Annotated in this window: 20 protein-coding genes and 1 tRNA gene; 6 read left to right on the plus strand and 15 right to left on the minus strand. The window is 65.6% G+C overall.

All coding sequences use genetic code 11. The features are described 5' to 3' along the window. Positions 1–11: 11 nt before the first annotated feature. The gene (locus HMPREF3171_RS03585; protein ID WP_070482973.1) at positions 12–701 is read left to right on the plus strand and encodes a glycosyltransferase family 2 protein; all 690 of its coding nucleotides are present in this window, start codon (positions 12–14) and stop codon (positions 699–701) included. After that, the gene (locus tag HMPREF3171_RS03590; protein WP_070452944.1) at positions 698–1,033 is read left to right on the plus strand and encodes a DUF2304 domain-containing protein; all 336 of its coding nucleotides are present in this window, start codon (positions 698–700) and stop codon (positions 1,031–1,033) included. The genes HMPREF3171_RS03585 and HMPREF3171_RS03590 overlap by 4 nt, the downstream gene beginning before the upstream one ends. Here HMPREF3171_RS03590 and HMPREF3171_RS03595 read toward each other — a convergent pair. From HMPREF3171_RS03595 to HMPREF3171_RS03605, 3 genes are read right to left on the minus strand one after another with little or no spacing between them, the layout of a single operon-like run. Further along, positions 1,030–1,650, minus strand: a complete 621-nt coding sequence (locus HMPREF3171_RS03595; RefSeq protein ID WP_070482976.1) for an MBL fold metallo-hydrolase — start codon at positions 1,648–1,650, stop codon at positions 1,030–1,032. The two genes, HMPREF3171_RS03590 and HMPREF3171_RS03595, sit on opposite strands and share 4 nt — an antisense overlap. Next, the gene (locus HMPREF3171_RS03600) at positions 1,651–2,748 is read right to left on the minus strand and encodes an S-(hydroxymethyl)mycothiol dehydrogenase (protein ID WP_070482981.1); all 1,098 of its coding nucleotides are present in this window, start codon (positions 2,746–2,748) and stop codon (positions 1,651–1,653) included. An 11-nt stretch (positions 2,749–2,759) separates the two neighbouring features. Then, complete coding sequence (locus HMPREF3171_RS03605; RefSeq protein ID WP_070482983.1) at positions 2,760–3,584, minus strand: GDSL-type esterase/lipase family protein; 825 nt, start codon at positions 3,582–3,584, stop codon at positions 2,760–2,762. Between the two features lie 51 nt (positions 3,585–3,635). On the opposite strand from HMPREF3171_RS03605, the gene HMPREF3171_RS03610 reads away from it, so the two are divergent. Next, positions 3,636–5,237, plus strand: coding sequence for an AMP-binding protein (locus HMPREF3171_RS03610; protein WP_070482986.1), 1,602 nt, complete (start codon positions 3,636–3,638; stop codon positions 5,235–5,237). 242 nt (positions 5,238–5,479) lie between these two features. Here the strand turns inward: HMPREF3171_RS03610 and HMPREF3171_RS03615 are convergent. Beyond that, positions 5,480–5,552: transfer RNA gene (locus tag HMPREF3171_RS03615), tRNA-Thr, on the minus strand. Between the two features lie 65 nt (positions 5,553–5,617). After that, positions 5,618–6,832, minus strand: a complete 1,215-nt coding sequence (locus tag HMPREF3171_RS03620) for a DNA polymerase III subunit delta' (RefSeq protein WP_246815313.1) — start codon at positions 6,830–6,832, stop codon at positions 5,618–5,620. Between the two features lie 37 nt (positions 6,833–6,869). Here HMPREF3171_RS03620 and HMPREF3171_RS03625 point away from each other — a divergent pair, with 37 nt between their 5' ends. Beyond that, positions 6,870–8,393: an adenylate/guanylate cyclase domain-containing protein gene (locus tag HMPREF3171_RS03625; RefSeq protein ID WP_070452965.1), complete on the plus strand. Its 1,524-nt coding sequence runs from the start codon at positions 6,870–6,872 to the stop codon at positions 8,391–8,393. 77 nt (positions 8,394–8,470) lie between these two features. Here HMPREF3171_RS03625 and HMPREF3171_RS03630 read toward each other — a convergent pair whose 3' ends face one another. Further along, the gene (locus HMPREF3171_RS03630) at positions 8,471–9,586 is read right to left on the minus strand and encodes an HNH endonuclease signature motif containing protein (RefSeq protein ID WP_070482989.1); all 1,116 of its coding nucleotides are present in this window, start codon (positions 9,584–9,586) and stop codon (positions 8,471–8,473) included. A gap of 64 nt (positions 9,587–9,650) precedes the next feature. Beyond that, positions 9,651–12,515, minus strand: coding sequence for a type I DNA topoisomerase (gene topA / locus HMPREF3171_RS03635; RefSeq protein WP_070482991.1), 2,865 nt, complete (start codon positions 12,513–12,515; stop codon positions 9,651–9,653). A 165-nt stretch (positions 12,516–12,680) separates the two neighbouring features. Here topA and HMPREF3171_RS03640 point away from each other — a divergent pair, with 165 nt between their 5' ends. Beyond that, complete coding sequence (locus HMPREF3171_RS03640) at positions 12,681–13,307, plus strand: DedA family protein (protein WP_070421536.1); 627 nt, start codon at positions 12,681–12,683, stop codon at positions 13,305–13,307. 54 nt (positions 13,308–13,361) lie between these two features. On the opposite strand, the gene HMPREF3171_RS03645 is transcribed toward HMPREF3171_RS03640, so the two are convergent. Beyond that, entirely contained in the window at positions 13,362–13,565 is a 204-nt protein-coding gene (locus HMPREF3171_RS03645; protein ID WP_070421537.1) for a cold-shock protein, read from the minus strand. A gap of 184 nt (positions 13,566–13,749) precedes the next feature. Between HMPREF3171_RS03645 and HMPREF3171_RS03650 the strand changes: the two genes are divergently transcribed. After that, entirely contained in the window at positions 13,750–16,083 is a 2,334-nt protein-coding gene (locus HMPREF3171_RS03650; protein WP_070482995.1) for a DEAD/DEAH box helicase, read from the plus strand. 11 nt (positions 16,084–16,094) lie between these two features. Here the strand turns inward: HMPREF3171_RS03650 and HMPREF3171_RS03655 are convergent, their stop codons facing one another. The 7 genes from HMPREF3171_RS03655 to ssd are packed head-to-tail and all read right to left on the minus strand — an operon-like array spanning position 16,095 to position 20,331. Then, positions 16,095–16,415 (minus strand): Rv3654c family TadE-like protein, encoded by a 321-nt coding sequence (locus tag HMPREF3171_RS03655; protein WP_070421539.1) that lies wholly within the window; start codon positions 16,413–16,415, stop codon positions 16,095–16,097. Further along, the gene (locus HMPREF3171_RS03660; RefSeq protein WP_070452979.1) at positions 16,415–16,684 is read right to left on the minus strand and encodes a hypothetical protein; all 270 of its coding nucleotides are present in this window, start codon (positions 16,682–16,684) and stop codon (positions 16,415–16,417) included. The genes HMPREF3171_RS03655 and HMPREF3171_RS03660 overlap by 1 nt, the downstream gene beginning before the upstream one ends. Continuing rightward, positions 16,684–16,875 carry a DUF4244 domain-containing protein gene (locus tag HMPREF3171_RS03665; protein WP_070421541.1) on the minus strand — a complete coding sequence of 64 codons (192 nt, stop codon included), beginning with the start codon at positions 16,873–16,875 and terminating at the stop codon, positions 16,684–16,686. Before HMPREF3171_RS03665 ends, HMPREF3171_RS03660 begins: the two co-directional genes overlap by 1 nt. An 11-nt stretch (positions 16,876–16,886) precedes the next feature. Then, positions 16,887–17,444 carry a type II secretion system F family protein gene (locus HMPREF3171_RS03670; protein WP_070482997.1) on the minus strand — a complete coding sequence of 186 codons (558 nt, stop codon included), beginning with the start codon at positions 17,442–17,444 and terminating at the stop codon, positions 16,887–16,889. After that, the gene (locus tag HMPREF3171_RS03675; RefSeq protein ID WP_083291944.1) at positions 17,441–18,187 is read right to left on the minus strand and encodes a type II secretion system F family protein; all 747 of its coding nucleotides are present in this window, start codon (positions 18,185–18,187) and stop codon (positions 17,441–17,443) included. The genes HMPREF3171_RS03670 and HMPREF3171_RS03675 overlap by 4 nt, the downstream gene beginning before the upstream one ends. Then, positions 18,184–19,311: a TadA family conjugal transfer-associated ATPase gene (locus HMPREF3171_RS03680; protein ID WP_070483000.1), complete on the minus strand. Its 1,128-nt coding sequence runs from the start codon at positions 19,309–19,311 to the stop codon at positions 18,184–18,186. Before HMPREF3171_RS03680 ends, HMPREF3171_RS03675 begins: the two co-directional genes overlap by 4 nt. Further along, positions 19,312–20,331 carry a septum site-determining protein Ssd gene (gene ssd, locus HMPREF3171_RS03685; RefSeq protein WP_070483047.1) on the minus strand — a complete coding sequence of 340 codons (1,020 nt, stop codon included), beginning with the start codon at positions 20,329–20,331 and terminating at the stop codon, positions 19,312–19,314. Positions 20,332–20,362: the final 31 nt, after the last annotated feature.

The raw sequence follows: 20,362 nt of genomic DNA on the forward strand, positions 1-20,362 counted from the left end.
CTTTAAGCGACATGACCGGATTTTCAGACACTTGGCTGATCGTGCCTTGTTACAACGAGGGCACGGTCATTTTCGACGTGCTCAGCCACGCCCGCGAAACCTTCCCCAACATCGTCGCCGTCAACGACGGATCCCACGACAACTCCGCCGAACAAATCCGCGCCGCCGGCGCCCACCTGGTCAACCACCCGGTGAACCTCGGCCAAGGTGCAGCGATCCAGACCGGCGTGGAGTACGCCCGTGCGCAGCCCGGCGCGAAGTACTTTGTCACCTTCGACGCCGACGGCCAGCACCAGGTCAAGGACGTGGCGCGCATGGTTGAGCGGTTGCGGACGGAGCCGCTGGATATTGTCGTCGGTACGCGGTTTGCGGGCCAAGACAACTCGCAGGTGCCGTGGATTAAGCGCGTCGTGCTGAAAACGGTGGTGATGCTGTCGCCGCGCACCCGCAAACTCGGCCTGTCGGATGCGCACAACGGGCTGCGCGCGTTTAACAAGAAGGTCGCCGACGAGATGAACATCCGCATGAACGGGATGTCGCACGCCTCGGAGATCGTCACCATGATCGAGAAGTTCGGCTGGCGCGTCGACGAAGAGCCGGTGGATATTCTCTACACCGAATACTCCATGTCCAAGGGGCAATCGTTGATCAACGGGGTGAACATCCTCGCGGATGGGCTCGTGGCAAGGAGGCTGCCATGATTCAGGCGTTGTTACTGCTGGCCATTGTGGCGCTGGCGTGGTTCTTCTTCGCTAACCGCCGCAAGGCGAACGCGAAGGCGTGGGTGAAGTTGGGCTTCGTGCTGATGATCCTCGCCGCCGTGTGGGCGATCGTTCGCCCCGACGATGTGACCGTGCTGGCCAACTGGCTCGGCGTGGACCGCGGCACGGACCTCATGCTTTACCTGCTGGTCATCGCATTTTTCTTTACGACGATCTCCACCTGGACCCGCTTCCGCGAACAGGAACTGCGCTACGCGCGCCTCGCCCGAGCGGTAGCGCTGCAGAACGCCGAGGCGCCCGAACGCGATTAGAACCCGCGGCGGATCCACTCCTCGAGGTGCGGGGCTTCGTCGCCAATCGTGGTGTGGTCGCCGTGGCCGGTGCGCACGACCGTCTCCGGCGGCAGGTCCAGGACGGACTTCTGCAGGGAGTGGATGATGGTGTCAAACGACGAGAAGGATCGTCCCGTCGCGCCCGGCCCGCCCTGGAAGAGGGTGTCGCCGGAGAAGAGTTCGCCGGCTTCCTCGGCGTAGATGACCACGGAGCCCGGCGAGTGGCCGGGGGTGGACATGACGCGTAGTTCGGTGCCGGCGATGTCGAAGGTGGCGCCGTCCAGCAGCTGGCGGTAGTGCGCGCCGGGGTTTTCGCGCTGCCAGAGGAAGCCGTCGGTGGGGTGCAGGTACACCGGGGCGTTCACGAGGCGGGACAGTTCGGGGGCGGCGTCGATGTGGTCGGAGTGGCCGTGGGTGGCCAGGATGCCCTTGACGCGTCGGTTGCCCACGGCGTCGGCGATGGCTTGGGCGTTGTGGGCGGCGTCGATGATGTAGACCTCGGAGTCGTCGCCGACGATCCAGACGTTGTTGTCCACCTCCCATTCGCCGCCGTCGAGTTTGAACAGGCCGGATGTGACTACGTTGTCGATACGCATTTAGAACTCCACTACGCTTCGCAGCACGTCGCCGCGCTTCATCTTTTCAAACGATTCTTCGATGTCGCCCACACCAATGCGTTCGGAGACGAACTCGCCGAGCGGGAACCGTCCCTGCTTGTACAGCTCAACGTATGTGGGGAAGTCGCGCTCCGGCAGGCAGTCGCCGTACCAGGCCGGCTTGATGGAGCCGCCTCGGGCGTACAGGTCGATCGCGGGGATGTCCACGTGGTCGGTCTGGTTGGGCACGCCGACCATGACCATGCGGCCGGCGAGGTCGCGCGAGTAGAACGCCTGGCGCCAGGTGGGCTGGATGCCTACGGCGTCGATGGCGACGTCGGCGCCGAAGCCGCCGGTGAGTTCGCGCACGGCCTCGATGACGTCGTCTTCGCTCATGTCCTTGGAGCAGATGGCGTGGGTTGCGCCGAACTTCTCGGTCGCGGCATCGCACTTTCGCTTATCGACGTCCACCGCAACCACCGTCGACGCCCCCGCCAGCGCAGCACCCGCCACGGCCGCAAGACCTACGCCGCCGAGGCCGAACACGACGACGGACTCGCCGCGCTGCACCTCACCGGTGTTCACGGCGGCGCCCAGGCCGGCCATGATGCCGCAGCCGAGCAGGCCCGCCGCGGCCGGGTCGGCTTCCGGATCCACCTTGGTGCACTGCTTCTCGTGCACGAGGGTCTTTTCGGCGAAGGAGCCGATGCCTAAGGCTGGGGTGAGCGGGGTGTCGTCGACAAGCGTCATGCGCTGGGACGCGTTGTGGGTGTTGAAACAATTCTTCGTGTCCCCCTTGCGGCAGGCGCGGCACTCGCCGCAGACTGCACGCCAGTTCAGCACGACGAAATCGCCGGGCTCGACGTGGGTGACATCTTCGCCGACCGTCTCCACGACGCCAGCCGTTTCGTGGCCGAGCAGGAACGGGAACTCGTCTGCAATATCACCGTCGCGGTAGGCAAGGTCCGTGTGGCACACACCGGTGGCCTGAACCTTGACCACAACATCGTTTGGGCCGGGGTCGGGGATCACAATGTCCACAACCTCGACGGGCGCGCCCTTTTCGCGGGCGATTACTCCTTGAACAGTCTGTGTCATGCCCTCCCAGACTAGGAGCGGGCGATGATATTTGCCACGTGCTCGTGGCCACGCTGGTTCACGTGGATCGGCAGGTTACCCGGGCCGCCGTAGAAATCGACAAGTCCAGCCCACATGCGCTGGTTATCCGGGGCACACATGTTGTTGTTCATCGTGGACGGTTTCAGGTCCAGGAATTCGACGCGGGCGGCGCGGGCGGCGTCGACCTGCATCCACTGGGCAAGGTTCTCCCAGCGCTGAACCTCCTGGAAGCGGGTCCAATCGGAGGCGTTCGGGGCGATGTGGAACAGGCACACGCGGTCGCCGGCGGTGACCTTCGGGTAGCCGACGATCTGGATGCGCGCGTTCGGGGCGGCGGCGCGGATACGGTTGATCTGCGGAACCATGTAGCGGGTGAAGTCGCGACGGATGTCGGCGTCGGGGCGTGAATTGTTGTTGTACGTGTCGTTGAAGCCGACGGAGATGATCACGCGTGCGGTTGCTGGCGACAGGCCGCGGTCGGCGATGGCGCGGTCAACCTGCTGAAAGAAGCCCGGCCCCTTCGAAATGGTGACCACGCCGGTGCAGGAGTAGTCACGCGCAGGCAGGCCAAGTTTAGCGGCGGAGCGCTTGCCCCAGTTCGTGGCGGAGGTCGGGCACCAGCTGCCGTTGTCGGAGCGCCCGCGCGGGTCGAGGCCGAGTTTGCCGGCGGCCCACTGGCCCATGTTGGGGTCGGAAATAACGGAGTCGCCGAAGATGACCATGTTGCGCTCCTGCGCGTGGGCGGCCGGGGTCAGTGGGGCGACGAGGGCGGCAGCGGCCACAAAGGCGGCTGCGAAACGTCGGAAAACAGACACGAAAATCCTTTCACGCGAGACACTTACGTATCGGTAGGCTACATTATCCTCATGCGTCCCACCCATCGTCCGCTGTTCTTACTGAAGTCTTTCGCGCGATTCGTGCCCGCCGTTACACGCGCCGGCATCATCAGCGCCGAAGGCGGCCCCCGCGCAGCACTCGCGCTCATCCCGAACCTCGCACGCTACTGGTTCACCACCGCCCGCGAAATCGAACAAGGCGCAGCAGCAGTCCCCGAGCGCCTCGCACTTATCGACGACACCGGGGCGCTGACCTACCGCCAACTGCGCCAAGACTCCCGCACCGTCGCCAAATGGCTGCTTGCGCAGAAGGAACAGCGCGGCCTCGACGAACTGCGCATCGGCGTCATGGCCCGCAACGGCCGCGGCATCGTGCTCCCCCTCGGCGCCAAGGGCTACACCGGAGGCCACATCTTCCTTCTCAACATCGGCTCCTCCACCGAGCAACTGCGCGGCATCATCGCCGAAAACGACATCAACATCCTCTTTATCGACGACGAGTTCGCCGACCGCATCCCCAACGACATCCCCCACATACCCGTGGTGCGCGCGTATGAGGACGTGGTGGTGAAAGGGGTCGTCGATAAGCGACTGCCCCTCTGGCCCAAACACGGCAACCTCGTCCTGATGAGCTCCGGCACCACCGGCATCCCCAAAGGCATCGTGCGCCCCGAACCACGCCTGCCATTCGTGGTCGCCGGATACCTCGAAGCCATCCCCTGGCGCGCCGGCGACACCATCCAACTCACCGCCTCCATCTTCCACACCTGGGGCTGGTCTGCCCTGCAAGTCGCGCTGGCGACCCGCTCCACCATCGTGACGCAACGCGAATTCGACCCGGAAAACTGCTTCCGCCAAATCGAAGCATTCCGCTGCGACGGCCTCATCTCCTCGCCGATCTTCTTCAAACACATGCTGGACCTCGACGAAAACTACGACACCTCGTCGCTGCGCTACCTCGCCACCGCCGGCAACGCCGTCACCCCGTCGCTACTGCGCCACACCACCGAACGCTTCGGCCCCATCCTGGCCAACATCTACGGCTCCACCGAACTCGCCCTCGCCGCCGCCGCCTCCCCCGAACAAATGCAGGCAGACCCCACCACCGTCGGCAAAATTGCGCCAGGCACCGTTCTCAAAATTTACGACGACAACGGCCGCGAAGCCCCCACCGGCCAAACCGGCCGCATCTTCCTCCACAACGAAACCGCCCTGCGCGGCTACACCAACCCGAACACCCCCACCGTCGAAATCGACGGGCTCATCGAAATGGGCGACCTCGGCTACATCGACGCCGACGGCTACCTCCACGTGCAATCGCGTAGCGACGACATGATCATCGTCGGCGGCGAAAACGTCCACCCCCAATCCGTGGTGGAAGTCCTCGAAGACATGCCCGGCATCGGCGAGGTCTACGCCCACGGCGTCGACGACGACGACACCTTCAAACGCATCGCCGTCTGGGTCGTCAAAACCGCCGAAATCACCGAGGAAGCCGTCCGCGACTGGGTGCGCTCGCGCTTGGCCGATCACTCGATCCCCCGGGACGTGCACTTCGTCGACAAGCTGCCGCGCAACGCCGTCGGCAAAGTCGTGCCGCGCTTCCTGCCCGGTTTAGGGCAAAAAAATTGAGCCACCCAGGCTCGCCCCTCTTGTGCCAACCAATGGCTTTCCATTACTGTTCGAAGCGTAGAGATTGCACGTCGTGTGCAACTCCACATTGCCGGAGACCCCGCCTAGTGCGGGGTCTTTGTGCACCTAGGGCCAGACCCTTTGTATCCCGAGCTGTGCAATGTGGGTTAAGCGACAACCCGGCGCGCGGGAAACGAAAAGAAAACCCAGGTAAAACACCGTTTTACCTGGGCTTTTGGGTGAGCCACCTGCGAGAATCGAACTCGCGACCTTCTCATTACGAGTGAGATGCTCTGCCGACTGAGCTAAGGTGGCCGGGCAGCAATGCTGCACCGGGAAGACAGCTTAACCTAGCGGACGCGACCCGCGAAACCCGCAGGTTAAGACACGTTGCACGCGAGCCTTATGCGGCCAATCATGCCGTTGAACGCCACCGCCGGAGTCACGTTCTGGTCCAGGCGCTCGCGGCACTGCCCGATCGCCTCGAGGCACTCCACGAGCCCCTCCGCCGACACCTGGCCGGCAATCTCACGCGCGAGCCCCTCAAAGTCCGGGTGCGTCAGACCAACATCGGCGCCCGACTGCACCACCATCGCATCCCGGTACACCCCCGCCAGGTCCACCAACACGAGGTCCAGCATGTCGCGCTTGCGGCGCGTGCCACGACGCTTCTGCTCCTCTTCCAACTGACGCACCGACGACGCCACCGACCGCAGCGCCTTCGCCGCCCCCTTCCCCTTCGCGCCCATGCCGAGGGCGTTTTCGAGCTTGGCCCGCTCGGCTTCGTCGTCAGCTTTATGCGCCTCGATGGCCTCCTTCTCCGCCGCCTTCAGCAACGACCCCACCGCCTGAAACGCCTGCGGGCCGTGAAACACCAACTCGGCCAAGTTGATCGCCATCGCGCGACGCTGCTGAATCGCCTCCGAACGCACCAACAACCGCGCCCGGCCAATATGGCGTAGCGACGACACCGCCGCCAGGCGCGCATCATGCTCCGACGCCCCCTCCTCTTCGACGAGAATGCGCACCAACTCATCCTCCGACGGCGACGGCACATACACATGCCGGCAGCGCGAACGCAGCGTCTGTGAAAAGTCCTGCGGATCCGTCGACGGCGCACACATGATGATCACGGTGCGCTCCGGCGGTTCCTCCACCGTCTTCAACAGCGCGTCAGCCGGCGCGGTGGTGATCGACGTGGCCAGGCGGTCCGCGTTTTCGATGATGACAACGCGCCAGGGGGCGACCGTCGGTAAGCGAGCTGCCTTTGCGACGATCTCATCACGCACAAAATCCACCTTGATCGTCGACGTATGCGGCACCACATGCACCAAATCCGTATGCGACCCCGCCAACGCATCACGGCACCCCTTACACCGCCCACACCCAATCTCATCCGGGTTCTCACACATCAACGCCGCCGCAAACGCCAACGCCGCATTCGACCGCCCCGAACCCGGAGGGCCCGTAAACAGCCACGCATGCGTCATCGCATACGCATCCCCCTGCCCCCTCGCCGTGGCAGCCGCCAACAAGATGATGTCGCGCACCGCCGGGGTGCCAGCCAAACGCTCACTAACGCTGCGGGTAGTCACAGGTGACCAGAGTACCCGCGCGCTAAGGTGATAGACCATGGAACGTATCTGGCGCGAGCTGCAGTGGCTTTGGGGCACGTCGTGGCCTCTCTATGCCGCGACGGTGCTGGGCACCAACCTGCTCGGCGCCGTGGGCTGCATGTTGTTCGTGCGCTTCCTCATCCCGATGGATGCCGTCAACGAGTTAGGTCTCAACGGCCAGCTTGGGTTTATCGGGGTGTTGTATGCGGCGATTGCTGTTGCGCTCGGTGTGATCGTCACGTTTTTCCTGTTCCGGCCTGTGTTGGAGTGGCAGCGGCGCCCGGATGATCATGACCCGAACATGGTGCGGCATTTGGTGATGCGTTTGCCGGTGTTGCAGACGATCATCGTTGTTGCGGTGTGGGGGTTGGGCATTGCGATTGTCACGGTGCGCACGTTGCTTGTCGACGTCCCCCTGGGCATCGTCGTCCTCGCCACCACCATCCTGACGTGTTTTGTGGTGTCGGTGCTCACGTATCTGCAGGCGGAGCGTCTCGTGCGTCCGATTGCGGCGTCGGCGCTGGCGCGGCGGTTCGAGGATTCGACGCTCCAGCCGCCGATTGCGTCTCGGTTGATGCTGACGTGGTTCACCACCTCCGCCGTGCCGATGGTCGGGGTGCTGCTGCTGGCTGTGGCGCAGCGCGTCGGCTACTTCCGGGACACCCCGGGTGAGATGACGGCGGCGATCGTGGCGCTGATCGCAGCAGGTATTTTCACGGGGTTTGTGGGGACGTCGTTTGCGACGGTGATCGTCGTCGATCCGATTAAGGAGCTGCAGGTCGCCATCAACCGTGTGCGCCGCGGTGAGGGCGACACGCAGGTGGACATTTACGACGGCTCCGAGATCGGCGTCCTCCAAGCTGGCTTTAACGAGATGATGCGGGGTCTGCAGGACCGCCAGCGTGTTCGCGACGTGTTTGCCAAGTACGTCGGTGCTGAGGTCGCGCAGAAGGCGCTTGAGGAGCGCCCGCAGCTCGGCGGCGAGGAACGCAGGGTCGCGGTGCTGTTTATCGACGTCGTCGGCTCCACCACCTACACCGTCCAGCACACCCCCGAGGAGGTCGTGGAGGCACTCAACGAGTTCTTCGAGGTTGTCGTTGAGGTGGTGCACCGCAACAAGGGCGTGATTAATAAGTTCCAGGGCGATGCGGCGCTTGCGGTGTTCGGAGCGCCAGTTTCGCTTCACGACGCCGCCTCGCACGCCCTCCAAGCCGCCCGTGAAATCCAGCGCGGCTTGGAAGGCTTCGAACTGAAGGCTGGCATCGGTGTCGCCTCGGGCCACGTGGTCGCTGGCCACATCGGCGGCAAGGACCGTTTCGAGTACACCGTGATCGGTGACGCCGTCAACGGCGCCGCCCGCCTCACCGACCTGGCGAAGGACACCCCGGGCATGGTGCTGACCAACGCCGCAACCCTGCGCGCGGCGAACGAGGTTGAGCAGCAGCGCTGGACGCTGATGAAGTCGGTGGAGTTGCGCGGGCGCAACAAGATGACGCAGTTGGCGCGCCCGGTGCGCTCCACAATGGCGGACCGCTCATAGGACCCAGCACGGCAGCAGCCCCGGCCCAGCGCAGCGCGGCAGAACTCAGGCCTGCGGGCGCGCTCAATCGCGCCCGGTCAGTTGTTTCCGAACAGGAGCTGCATGGCTCCGGGGGTGTCGTTCGGCACTTCGTATCCGTTGGGTGACACCCACACTGGGATGCCGTCGCGGATGCATATTCGGCCTCGTCTGACGATCCACGGGTCGTCGTCATTGGTGCCGTTGTGGTAACTGCACAGGGGCACGAGGTTGGCCAGGTTGGTTTCCCCGCCGTGCCGCCAGGCGGTGATGTGGTGGATTTCGCAGTGATCGGCTCCGTGACGGCAGCCGGGTACCGGGCAGGTCGGCGACATCATCGACGCCAACGTGCGCTGCTTGTCGTTAGCAAAGCGCTTCGCCCGGTAGAGGTTCACCGCCCCCTCTGCAGGGTGGAACGCGGCAACCTCCAGGTCGGCGCCGAACTCGCGGGCGAGGAATTCGGCGCCGGTCATGGTGGTGCCGTCGGTAAGGATGAGCTCCACTTCGTCGCCGTGGCCGGACTGGATGCGGGTCCACTCCGGCAGCGGCACCAGGATGATGGGGCGCGGGGCGGCGTAGGGCATACCGACACCAGCAATCCCAGCGCCGGCGCCAACCCCGCCGACACCATCAGCACCCCCAGCGCCGCCGCCGCGCAGCAGGCTCACAAGCGCGTCGGCCATTTGCTCGGCGGCGGGCAGCGACGGGTCGATGAGCGAACGCAGCAGGTGCTCCAAATCGGCGATGTCACGCTCGGAGTAGGTCAGCGACATGTTGCGCATCCCAGAGCGTGATTTGGAGAAGCGGCACTGCTTCTTGGGGGTGGGTTTCGGGGTGGTGATGGTGTCGTCGATACGCCGCGACAGCGCTTTGTAGGAGCCCCGGAAGCGCAACAGTTCGAGGCGGAGGCGCCAGCGCTCGGCAAGGTCGGCGACGGCGGCAAGTTTGCGCTCAAGCAGGCAGATCTGGTCGAGCGGCATCCCGGCGGCCAAGCGGCGCGCGTCGGCCTGCTTGCGGGTGAACTTCGTCGCGCCGAAGTAGGTGGCGTGCGCCTGCGCCCACTTGCGTTTCAGGGCGGGGTCGAGGGCGGCGAAGGCGGGCGCGGATTCGTCGAAGTCGGCGAGCACGCTGATGTCGGCGTGCGCCAGGGCCTCGAGAATCTCACTAAATGTCATGCCATGCACGCTAAGCGCACAGCACAACCCTTGTAAAGGAATTGTCCACTATATTGTGCAATCCCTAGCGCTTGCGAGCTTTGACCACGCGTTTTGTGGTCTGCTTCGGCTTGGTCACGCGCTTGGTTGCCTTCTTCTTTGTCGCCTTTTTCTTGGTGGCTTTCTTGCCGCCGTCTTCGGCTTCGCGGGCGCGGCGCGCGGAGAGCAGTTCGTTGGCGCGCTGGTCCGTCATCGTCTCGGGGGTGTCGCCGCGTTGGAGGGACGCGTTGGTTTCGCCGTCGGTGACGTATGGGCCGAAGCGGCCGTCTTTGACGGTCATGGGTTTGCCGGAGACGTCGTTGTCGCCAAGCATCTTCAGCGGTGGCTTGGCGGCGGCGCGGCCGCGGCGTTTCGGTTCGGCGTAGATGCGGCGGGCTTCTTCCAAGGTGATGGAGAAGATCTGGTCCTCGGACGCGAGCGAGCGCGAGTCGGTGCCCTTCTTCAGGTATGGGCCGTAGCGGCCGTTTTGGGCGGTGATGACTTCGCCGTCGGCGGGGTCGACGCCGACTTCGCGCGGCAGCGACAGCAGTTTCAGTGCTTCCTCGAGCGTGACCGTTGCTGGTTCCATCGACGCGAAGAGGGAGGCGGTGGCGGGCTTCAGCTGCTCGTCGACCAACTGCGCCATGCGCTTTTCCTTCTGCGCGGCGGCGGTTTTGGTTTCCCAGTTCTTGGCGCGTTTGCCTTCTTCGGCGCGCTGTTTGTCCTCTTCGGCGCGCTCAGCGGCGATGATTTCTTCGGCGTGGGCTTCGGCGGTGGTGCGTTCGTCGTCACGCACAAGCTCGGTGACATATGGGCCGAAGCGCCCTTCCTTTGCGACGACCACACGCCCATTGGCGGGGTTCTCCCCCAGTTCGCGGCCGGACTGCGGGGTGGCGAAGAGCTTCTCGGCCATCTCGAGTGTGATTTCGTCCGGGGTTGCGGATTCGGGCAGGTTGGCGCGCTGGTATTCGGGCTCGCCGTCCTTCTCGCCAACGACGCGCTCGATGTAGGGGCCGTAGCGGCCGACGCGGACGACGACGGGTCGGCCTTCGGCGTCGTCGAAAAGTTTCAGCGAGTTCGCGGCGCGCGCGTCGATGGATTCGAGGTTGTTCTCGATCATGTGCTTCAGCCCGCCGCGGCGTGCGAGGGCTTGCGCCATGGACTCGCGGGCGTCGGCGTCGCCAAAGTAGAAGCCGGTGAGCCACTTGGTGCGGTCTTGGTTGCCGTGGGCGATTTCGTCGAGTTCGTCCTCCATGGAGGAGGTGAAGTCGTAGTCCACGAGTGCGTCGAAGTTGTTTTCCAACAGCCCGACGACGGAGAACGCCACCCAGGACGGCACGAGTGCGTTGCCGCGGACGACGACGTAGCCGCGGTCCTGGATCGTCTTAATGATCGACGCGTAGGTGGACGGGCGGCCGATGCCGAGTTCTTCCATCTTCTTCACCAGCGACGCTTCGTTGTAGCGCGCAGGCGGGTTGGTGGTGTGGCCGTCCGCGGTGACGGACTTGGTGGCCAGTTCGTCGCCCTTGGCCAGTTGCGGCAGGCGGGTTTCGTTGGACTGGCGGTCGGAGTAGGCGCGCAGCCAGCCGGGGAAGGTGACGGTGAGGCCGGTTGCGGTGAACTCGCAAGCCTCACCGGCAGCGTCGGCGGCGATGGTGATCTTGGTGGAGTTGCCGCGTGCGTCTTCCATTTGGGAGGCGACGGTGCGCTGCCAGATCAGTTCGTAGAGCTTGAACTCTTCGGCGTCCAGCGCGCCCGCCAGCTGCCCGGGGGTGGCGAAGCGTTCGCCGGCGGGGCGGATCGCCTCGTGGGCTTCCTGGGAGTTTTTCACCTTGCGGTCGTAGACGCGCGGCTTGGCGGAGACGTAGTCGGCGCCGTAGAGCTCGCGTGCTGCGGCGCGTGCGGCGTCGAGGCCCTGCTTGGACAGGGAGGTGGAGTCTGTACGCATGTAGGTGATGTGGCCGTTTTCGTACAGTCGTTGCGCGATGCGCATGGTGCGCGCGGAGGTGAAGTGGAGTTTGCGGCCGGCTTCTTGCTGCAGCGTCGAGGTCATGAACGGCGCGTAGGGTTTGCGCGAGTAGGGCTTTTCTTCCACTGCGGTGACGTGCATCGGTGCGGTGCCGAGGTCGTCGACAAGCGAATGCGCTTTTTGCTTATCGACGACCACCGCATCCGACACCAACTCTCCCCGGTCATTGAAGTCGCGGCCCTGGGCGATGCGCTTGCCGTCGAGGGAGACGAGCTTGGCGTCAAATTCTTCGGAGGAGTGGGCGAGCGAAGCAACCAAGTCCCAGTATTCGGCGGCGATGAACGCCATGCGCTCGCGTTCGCGCTCGACGATGACGCGGGTGGCCACGGATTGGACGCGGCCGGCGGACAGTCGCGGCATGACTTTCTTCCACAGCACGGGGGAAACTTCGTAGCCGTAGAGGCGGTCGAGGATGCGGCGGGTCTCTTGGGCGTCGACAAGATCCATGTCGAGTTCGCGCGTGTTTTCGGCGGCTTCGCGGATGGCGGATTCGGTGATCTCGTTGAACACCATGCGCTCTACCGGCACCTTCGGCTTGAGCGTTTCAAGCAGGTGCCAGGCGATCGCTTCGCCTTCGCGGTCCGGGTCTGTTGCCAGCAGGAGTTTGTCGGCCTGCTTGAGCTTGGCGCGCAGGTCGGTGACCTTCTTTTTCTTGTCAGCGGACACGACGTAGATCGGGTCGAAGCCCTTCTCCGGGTTGACGCCGAGTTTTGCCCACGGCTCGTTTTTGTACTTCGCGGGGATGTCGGCGGCGCGGCCCGGCAGGTCACGGATGTGGCCCACCGATGCTTCCACGATGTAATCGTCGCCGAGATACTTCTGTATCTTCTTCGCCTTTGTCGCGGACTCCACGATCACGAGAGTCTTGCCGTTTGCAGTCACGCTGACCTTTCCTCGATTCCCACTAAGCGTATGAGCGGTAAAACTTCCTCATTCTTATCAGACAACTAGCACATGGTTATACGGACGGGGGATTTTCTCGCCCCTGGCATTACACTGCGTTGGTGCCCTGGCGCGGAGTTGTTGGGGTGGAAAGGAGGACGCAGCGTGGTCGATTCACTCATTGAGTTTTTGCATACGTTGATGGGGTTGCCGATCTTTTACCCACTCGTCGTGTTGCTGATCGTTTCGGATGCGTTGGCGCCGGTGGTGCCGTCTGAAACCGTGTTGAATCTGGCTGGTGCGTTTTCCGCGTCGCGTGGTGTGCCGAACGTGTGGGGTGTGATCATCGCGGCGATTATCGGTGCGATTATCGGCGACAATATTTGTTTCGCCCTCGGCGCGAAGTTGATTCACCGGGTGGATAGGTTGGATCCGGATTCGAAGGCTGGCCAGGCGATTACGTGGGTGCGGGCCAACATGAACCGGGGTGCGGGCGCGATGATTATTGTTGCGCGTTTCCTCCCGTGGGCGCGTTGGGTGGCCACGATTGTGCTGGGGTCGGTGCGTTACAACTGGTTTAAGTTCTTCTTTTTCGACACCATCGGCGTGATCCTGTGGGCCTGCCTGAGTGTCGGCATGGGGTATTTGGGTGGCACGCTCCTGCAGCAGTACCCGCTTCTGGGCATGGTGCTGGGTGTGGTGTTGGGTTCCCTTGTGGGGTTTGTGATTCAGAAGCTGCAGAACCAGATCTTCGAGCGTTCTGATATTCGCCGCGGAATTAGCGCGGTGTAGGCGTAAAAATTTCCCCCGGGCGGGTGTACCGTCCGGGGGTTTGTTCGCGCTGTTTTAGAGGGCGCGAACCTGCTGGGCCTGTGGGCCCTTGGCGCCTTCACCGACCTCGAACTCGACCTGCTGGTTTTCTTCGAGGGTGCGGAAGCCGGAACCCTGAATTTCGGAGTAGTGGACGAAGACGTCGGCGGAGCCGTCGTCGGGTGCGATGAAGCCGAAGCCCTTTTCGGCGTTGAACCATTTAACAGTTCCGGTTGCCATGGTGAAACCTTTCAAAATGTTGCATGTTTTTGTCGTCCACCAGGGCCTGTTTGGTCCTGGTGCCCGCGTGCACAATCCTCGCGAGCACCTGATGAGGCGCACACAAAATCTGTGACCGTTGCCCAGTCTGCCACGATTTGTTGTCGGGGGCACTGCTTTGGCCCGGCTAAAGTGGCTCACCATCATGGTTTCTGGTTTTGGCGATGAGCTCGTTTCGGTGCTTGCGCAGCGTTTCCCTGCTGCGACGGTGACGCATGTGGAGCATGAGCCGGCTCGTCTCGCGGTGTTTGGACAGTGGCCCGAGTGGGTGGAGCCGGGGTTGAAGCAGATGCTTATCGACGACGCCGTCACCCTCCCCTACGCCCACCAAACCCAGTGCGCGGAGTTGGCGTGGGCGGGCCGGGATGTGGTGGTGGCGACGGGGACGTCGTCGGGAAAGTCGTTGGGGTATCAGTTGCCGGTGCTTTCCGCGTTGGCGGCGGATCCGAAGGCGTGCGCGATGTATCTGACGCCGACGAAGGCGTTGGGTTCGGACCAGTTGCAGGCAACGCTTGCCATGACGCGGGGGAATGCGGCGCTGTCGTCGGTACACCCGGCGCCGTATGACGGGGATACGCCGCAGGAGTCGCGGACGGGTATCCGGGAGCACACCCGCTACGTGTTTACGAACCCGGACATGCTGCACGCGGGTCTTTTGGGTGCGCACGAGCGTTGGGCGAGGCTGCTGCGCCATTTGAAGTTCGTAGTGGTGGACGAGTGCCACATCTACCGGGGTGTGTTCGGGGCGAATGTGTCGTTGGTGCTGCGCAGGTTGCTGCGGATCGCGAGGGCGTACGGGTCTGAGCCGACGCTGATTTTCGCCTCGGCGACCGCGGCGGATCCTGCGGGCCAGGCGTCGCGGCTGTGCGGGCGCGAGGTTGTTGCGGTGACGGAAGATGCGGCGCCCACCGGCGAGCGCACCATCGCGTTGTGGGAGCCGGGGTTCATCGAGGGCGCCGAGGGCGAAAACGGCGCGCCGGTGCGGTACCCGGCGACGACGGAGGCGGCGTCGATAATGTCCACGCTGCTGTTGCAGGGTGCGCGCACGTTGACGTTTGTGCGCTCGCGCCGCGCGGCGGAGACGGTGGCCATGCGGGCCCAGGAGGATCTGGTGGTGGCGGGCCGGGCCGATTTCGCCGAACGCGTCGCCTCCTACCGCGCCGGCTACCTCGCGGAGGATCGCCGCGCCCTCGAGCAGCGTCTGGATAACGGCGATCTGCTTGGCGTGGCCACGACGAACGCGCTTGAGCTTGGCATCGACGTCGGGGGCCTGGACGCGGTGGTCATGGCGGGGTTTCCGGGCACGGTTGCGTCGTTTCGCCAGCAGGCCGGGCGCGCAGGCCGGCGCGGCCAGGGCTCCGTGGTGGTGATGGTGGCGCGCGACGAGCCGATGGATACTTACCTGGTTCACCACCCCGAAGCACTGTTGGGCCGGCCGGTAGAAAACAGCGTGTTCAACCCGGCCAACCCCTACATCCTGCGCGGGCACATGTACTGCGCAGCGGTGGAGCGTCCGCTTAGCGACGACGACGTCGCCGCCTTCAACGCCACCGACGTTGTCAACGATCTGACCGCCGAGGGGTTGCTGCGCCGCCGTCCGCAGGGGTGGTTTGCGGTGCCCCAGTTGGAGGGGGAGGTCACGCCGGAGACGGCGCATTCGTCGGTAAGCATTCGTGGAGGCGCGGGTGAGGAAGTCATGATCGTCGACGTGACCGACGGGCGGCTGTTGGGCACCGTGGACGCGGGGCGTGCGATGAGCCAGGTGCACGACGGCGCGGTGTACATCCACCAGGGCGAATACTTTGTGGTGCAGTCGCTAGACCTGGACGATTACGTGGCGCTGGTCGCGCCGGAGCGGCCGGATTACTCCACGCAGGCGCGCTCCACGACCGACATCACGATCCTTGGCGAGCCGACAGATCTGGTGAACCCGTCGCCGGGGCTGTGGGTGGCCAGTGTGGACGTGGAGGTCATCGACCGCGTCACCGGCTACGTAGTGCGGCTTGCCGACGGCACCGTCTCCGAACACATCCCCCTCGACCTGCCCGAACAGCGCCTGGTCACCCGCGCGGTGGCGTACACGATCGACCCGCTGGTGCTGGACAAACTGGGTATTACGGCTGGCGAGATCCCCGGCGCGCTGCACGCCGCGGAGCATGCCGCGATCGGCCTGCTGCCCCTTTTGGCCACGTGCGATCGGTGGGACATCGGCGGCGTGTCCACGGCGTTGCACCAGGACACCATGCTGCCCACGGTGTTTGTCTACGACGGCCACCCGGGCGGCGCGGGCTTTGCCGACGAGGGCTTTGCCCGCTTCCACGAGTGGATCGCCGCGACCTACGAAACGGTGCGGTCCTGCGGCTGTAAGGACGGCTGCCCGTCCTGCGTGCAATCGCCGAAGTGCGGCAACGGCAACCAGCCACTGGATAAGCACGCCGCACTGAAGTTGCTCGGCGCGCTGGTGAGCATGACTGGCTGACCGGCTAGCCATTACGGCCCGGCGCGGGCGGTCGCTTCGGCGTGGCGCAGCCGCACGGCCACGATGACGTCGCCTTCGACGAACTCGCACGAGGTGACCTCAGCGCCGTTGTGGTTGGCGGTGGCGTTGCCCCAGGTGCAGGCATCAGCACCCCGGTAGAGCGCGGTGGCGGCGGCGACGGCGGACAGGTCTGCGGCCACGCGGGCCCGGTGCGCGTCGGCGGTGCGGGCCCCGGTGACCACCACCGCAAGGGCTAGTGAGACCACTGCGGTGATGATGCCTGTGGTGGTGACGGTGGCGGAGCCGGTGTCGTCGATAAGCAATCGGCGCATTAGAACTCCACCGGAAAGACCGCGGTGGCGCGCATGGTGCCAATCGGGGCGGGTACGGCGGCGGTAACGGTGGCCAGGCCTGCGGACTCGTGCATGCTCACCTCGCCGCGCGGCGGGGTGTAATCCACGCCCATCGCGTGCGCCCGGGCGGCGGCACCGGCAATGTCCACGGCGGCGATGTAGGCGGACATCGTGGCAATGCCGCCCACGATCGCAGCCGTGACCACCACGAGCGTGGCCAGCGAAAGCGCCGTTTCAATCGTGGTCATTAGCCCGGGGTGTTGGTCAGGGCGCTGGTGATCACGTTCTCAATCGCGGAAACGACCCCGTCGCCGTTGACCACGAGATACAGCACCCCGGCAAGGGCAGCTGCCGCCAACGAACCGAAAGCATATTCGATGGTTGACATTCCGGCGTCGTTACGCAAACGCTGGATGAAGAAGGTGGAAATGCGGGTCATGATTGTTCCTTTCAGAAGTTGATGAGGTTGCTCCCGAGGCTGATCACCACAGGCGCGAGCCCGAGGACGAAAAACGCCGGGAGGAAAAATGCGGTGAGCGGGATGGCGATGAGTACGCCGGCGCGTTCCGCTTTGGCTTTGGCATGGTCGGCGGCGTCGGCACGCAGGTTTGAGGCGATACGTTCGCACCCTTGCGCCAGCGCCGCGCCGGACGCGTGCGTCATAGCGACGAGACTGGCCAGGTCCTCCCCGCCGGGAATGGTGTGGAGTTCCGACCAGGCGCGCTCCGGTTCGACCCCGAGCGCGAGCAGCGCTGCGACGGTGTGCCACGGGCTGCGGTCGCCGTCGTGAGTTTCGGCAACCGCGGCGGCTGCGGCACTGACCGGCAGGCCGGCCTCGAAGCAGGCGGCGAACAGGGTGATGTCGGCGGCACAGCGGTCCGGCAGCGCGTAGTCGGGTCCGTCGCGCGGGGTCTTTGGCGTGGGCGGCACCTGGCGGGTGACGCGCCGGGCGGGCTGCGCGGGGCTGACGGCGAGCGCGGTGGCGATGAGCAGGGCTGCGGCGATCATGTGGTGGCTCCTTGGATGATGTGCTGGGAAACGATCACACCGGCGCACACCAGCGCGGTGCCGACAGTGAGCAGCGCTCCGCCGAGGCCTCCCCCGGTGAGCAGCGCGATCGGGTTCGCGCCCATCGCCGCGCCCATGAGCAGGCCGGCGAACGGCAGCAGGGCGAGCACAACCGCGGTGGTTTTAGGTCCGGCGAGTGCGGCGTTGGTGGCGGCGCGATGGCGTCGGGTGTGGTCGATGTCGTCGCGCGCGGCGGCGACCAGACGCGACAGCGGCACTCCTCTGCTGGCCGACAGTGCGAACAGCGGGGCGATGCGGGCGAACTCGTCCGTCTCGGCGGCAAGCGGTGTGCCAGTGCTGACGTGGTGGATGAGGTGTGCGACGTCGCGGGCGATCTCGCGCGGTGCGTGTTCGGCGGCGCGCTCTAACGCGGCGTGCAGTGGCGCGCCGGCTTCGACGTTGGTGCCAAGGTGGCCGAGGAAGGTGGCGACCGCTTCCGTGCGCTTGGAGGCGGCCCGGGCGCGCCGTTGGGTATCTGCGACCCACACCACCGTCGCCGCACCCATCGCTAGCGCGATGACCAGGCTGGCCCGGTCAAACGCTAAGGCGGCGAGCACCACGGCACCGATGCCCAGCGGGATGGCAACGCGAGGTGGAACAGCCAACGAGCGTGGCGCGATGCGAGCACTCGGGGCAGGCGGCGGGCAGGCAGCGGCGCCGGCGAGAAGCAACAGCGTGGTCATGACAGGAGCTCCTCGTAACCGTCGGCGCGGCCGGCGTCGGCGTCCCACACCACCTTGGCGCGCACGGGTTGGCCTTCGAGCACGCCGATCTGGTGGAGGCGGCGTGTGCCGTCGGGGTGGCGTTTGACCACGATGACCACGTCGATAGCTGCGGCGAGTTGGGCGTGCAGCCCGGCGCGATCCAGCCCGCCGAGTGCGGCAAGCGCTTCGAAGCGGGCGGGGACCTCCGCGATCGAGTTGGCGTGCAGGGTGCCGGCGCCGCCGTCGTGGCCGGTGTTCAGTGCTGCGAGCAGGTCGACGACTTCGGCGCCGCGGATCTCGCCCACCACGACGCGGTCGGGTCGCATGCGCAGCGACTGACGCACCAGGTCCGCGATGGTGATCTCGCCGGCGCCCTCGGAGTTCGCGCCGCGGGTGGTCAGGTTGACCACGTGCGGATGGTCGGGGGTGAGTTCCAGGGTGTCTTCGATGGCGACGATGCGCTCGGCCGGGTCGACCTCCGCGAGCAGGGCGGACAGCAGCGTGGTTTTGCCGGAGCCGGTGCCGCCGACAACCACAAACGCCTTTCGCTTTGCGACGACCCCACGCAGCACCTCCGCAACCTCCCCACCCAGCGCTCCGCGCGCTACCAGGTCGTCGAGGGTGGCCGAGGCGGTGTGTAGTACGCGCAGGGAGATGCAGGTGCCGGCCTGGGCGGTTGGGGCGAGCACGGCGTGGAAGCGCAGGAGGGTGCCGTCGTCGCGGGTGATGTGGCCGTCGCAAAACGGTTGCGCGTCGTCGAGGCGGCGCCCGCAACTGGCGGCCAGGCGGGAGGCGAGCCGGCGCACGGCGGCTTCGGATTCGAAGCGCACCGCGGAGCGTTCCAGGCCCGCGCCCGAGTCGACGTAGACGCAGTTGGGGCCGTTGACGCAAATGTCGGTGACGGTGTCGTCGGCAAGCAGTGCTTCGAGGGGTCCGGTGCCGGTGGTGTCGTCGCGAAGTGTGCGCATCACAGCCAGCACGCCGATGTCGCTGATCACCACGGCTTCTTCGCGGATGAGGGCTGCGATGCGGGCAGGCTCCGGGGTGGTGGGTTCGTCGGCGAGGCGGCGTTTGACGCGGGCGATGAGGTCGCGGTCGGTCATTTAGGCCACCTCCTCGAGCACCGCGTTGGCGCAGGCGGCTAGCGAACGGGGCACACGCGCGGGCAGGCCGGACTTTTCCACCGTGCGAGTCAGCCCGCGCACGTGTGGCAGGTGGGTGAGTACGGTGGCGCCGGTGGTGTGCGCGATCTCCTCGTCGGTCAGCGCGGCCCAGGCGCTATCGCGCACAACCAACACACACGGCAGACCGGCGGCGGCGCACTCGGCGACGATACGGGTCGCGGCGGCAACTGAGCGCACCTCGGGCACGACCACCACGACGACCAGGTCGCTGCGGCCGGGAATCAGCGCGGCGGGCGCATCCACCACCGTCACCCCAGCCCCACCGACGGCACCGGCGACGTGCTCCAACGCCGCCGCCTCCAGCCGGAACGGATCCGCCACCCGCTGGCGCGGAAAGGTCAGCACCGCGATGTCGTCGGCGGTGGCAGGCAGCGCGCGGAGCACGTCGGTGCGCGCCACGGTACCCTCGCCGAAGTCGATCTCACCCCACCGCGCGCCGGGGACGTGCTCGATGCCAAGCAGCAGGTCGAGCCCGCCGGAGAGCCAGTGCCCGTCGAGCAGCGTTGCCGAATCACCCCGCGCCGCCACCCGGCACAGCGCCGCCGCCAGGGTGGACGCCCCTGCCCCACCGGATGCGCCGACGATGGTGATCACCTTCCCGCGCGCGCCTACGACTGCGGGTTGCACGGCAAGGGTTCCGATCGCGCGCAGCAGGTCCGCGGCCTCGGCGGGCAGGACGAAGACCCGCTCGGCTGAATCGACCAGCTCCCCACCGACGCGGAAGACGTTCGCTCCGTGGGGTGGGGAAAGGTCGGGGGCGCGGGTGTCGTCGATAAGCACGGCGAATGCTTTGGGCGCGTGGCGGGCGAGCTCGGCCGCATCGGCGGTGTCGATGACTTGGCGGCCGGTCGCGGCGGCGAGGTGGACGGCCTCGGAGTGGGTGGCGAGGTCGGCGACCGCGACCACGATCGGGCCGGTGTGTGGGTGTGTGCGTGTCATGCCAATAGTGTTTTTCACCAGCGCAAATGTG

This window comes from Corynebacterium sp. HMSC08F01 (assembly GCF_001807545.1).
Lineage (GTDB): Bacteria > Actinomycetota > Actinomycetes > Mycobacteriales > Mycobacteriaceae > Corynebacterium > Corynebacterium coyleae.

Bases quoted from the DNA above. Each gene is read 5' to 3' on its own strand.
- HMPREF3171_RS03610 (WP_070482986.1), top strand. From the start codon at position 3,636: ATGCGTCCCACCCATCGTCCGCTGTTCTTACTGAAGTCTTTCGCGCGA.
- HMPREF3171_RS03595 (WP_070482976.1), bottom strand. From the start codon at position 1,650: ATGCGTATCGACAACGTAGTCACATCCGGCCTGTTCAAACTCGACGGC.
- HMPREF3171_RS03675 (WP_083291944.1), bottom strand. From the start codon at position 18,187: ATGACCACGCTGTTGCTTCTCGCCGGCGCCGCTGCCTGCCCGCCGCCT.
- HMPREF3171_RS03650 (WP_070482995.1), top strand. From the start codon at position 13,750: ATGGTTTCTGGTTTTGGCGATGAGCTCGTTTCGGTGCTTGCGCAGCGT.
- ssd (WP_070483047.1), bottom strand. From the start codon at position 20,331: ATGACACGCACACACCCACACACCGGCCCGATCGTGGTCGCGGTCGCC.
- HMPREF3171_RS03585 (WP_070482973.1), top strand. From the start codon at position 12: ATGACCGGATTTTCAGACACTTGGCTGATCGTGCCTTGTTACAACGAG.
- HMPREF3171_RS03645 (WP_070421537.1), bottom strand. From the start codon at position 13,565: ATGGCAACCGGAACTGTTAAATGGTTCAACGCCGAAAAGGGCTTCGGC.
- HMPREF3171_RS03665 (WP_070421541.1), bottom strand. From the start codon at position 16,875: ATGACCCGCATTTCCACCTTCTTCATCCAGCGTTTGCGTAACGACGCC.
- HMPREF3171_RS03590 (WP_070452944.1), top strand. From the start codon at position 698: ATGATTCAGGCGTTGTTACTGCTGGCCATTGTGGCGCTGGCGTGGTTC.
- HMPREF3171_RS03680 (WP_070483000.1), bottom strand. From the start codon at position 19,311: ATGACCGACCGCGACCTCATCGCCCGCGTCAAACGCCGCCTCGCCGAC.
- HMPREF3171_RS03630 (WP_070482989.1), bottom strand. From the start codon at position 9,586: ATGACATTTAGTGAGATTCTCGAGGCCCTGGCGCACGCCGACATCAGC.
- HMPREF3171_RS03670 (WP_070482997.1), bottom strand. From the start codon at position 17,444: ATGATCGCCGCAGCCCTGCTCATCGCCACCGCGCTCGCCGTCAGCCCC.
- HMPREF3171_RS03600 (WP_070482981.1), bottom strand. From the start codon at position 2,748: ATGACACAGACTGTTCAAGGAGTAATCGCCCGCGAAAAGGGCGCGCCC.
- HMPREF3171_RS03655 (WP_070421539.1), bottom strand. From the start codon at position 16,415: ATGCGCCGATTGCTTATCGACGACACCGGCTCCGCCACCGTCACCACC.
- HMPREF3171_RS03660 (WP_070452979.1), bottom strand. From the start codon at position 16,684: ATGACCACGATTGAAACGGCGCTTTCGCTGGCCACGCTCGTGGTGGTC.
- HMPREF3171_RS03625 (WP_070452965.1), top strand. From the start codon at position 6,870: ATGGAACGTATCTGGCGCGAGCTGCAGTGGCTTTGGGGCACGTCGTGG.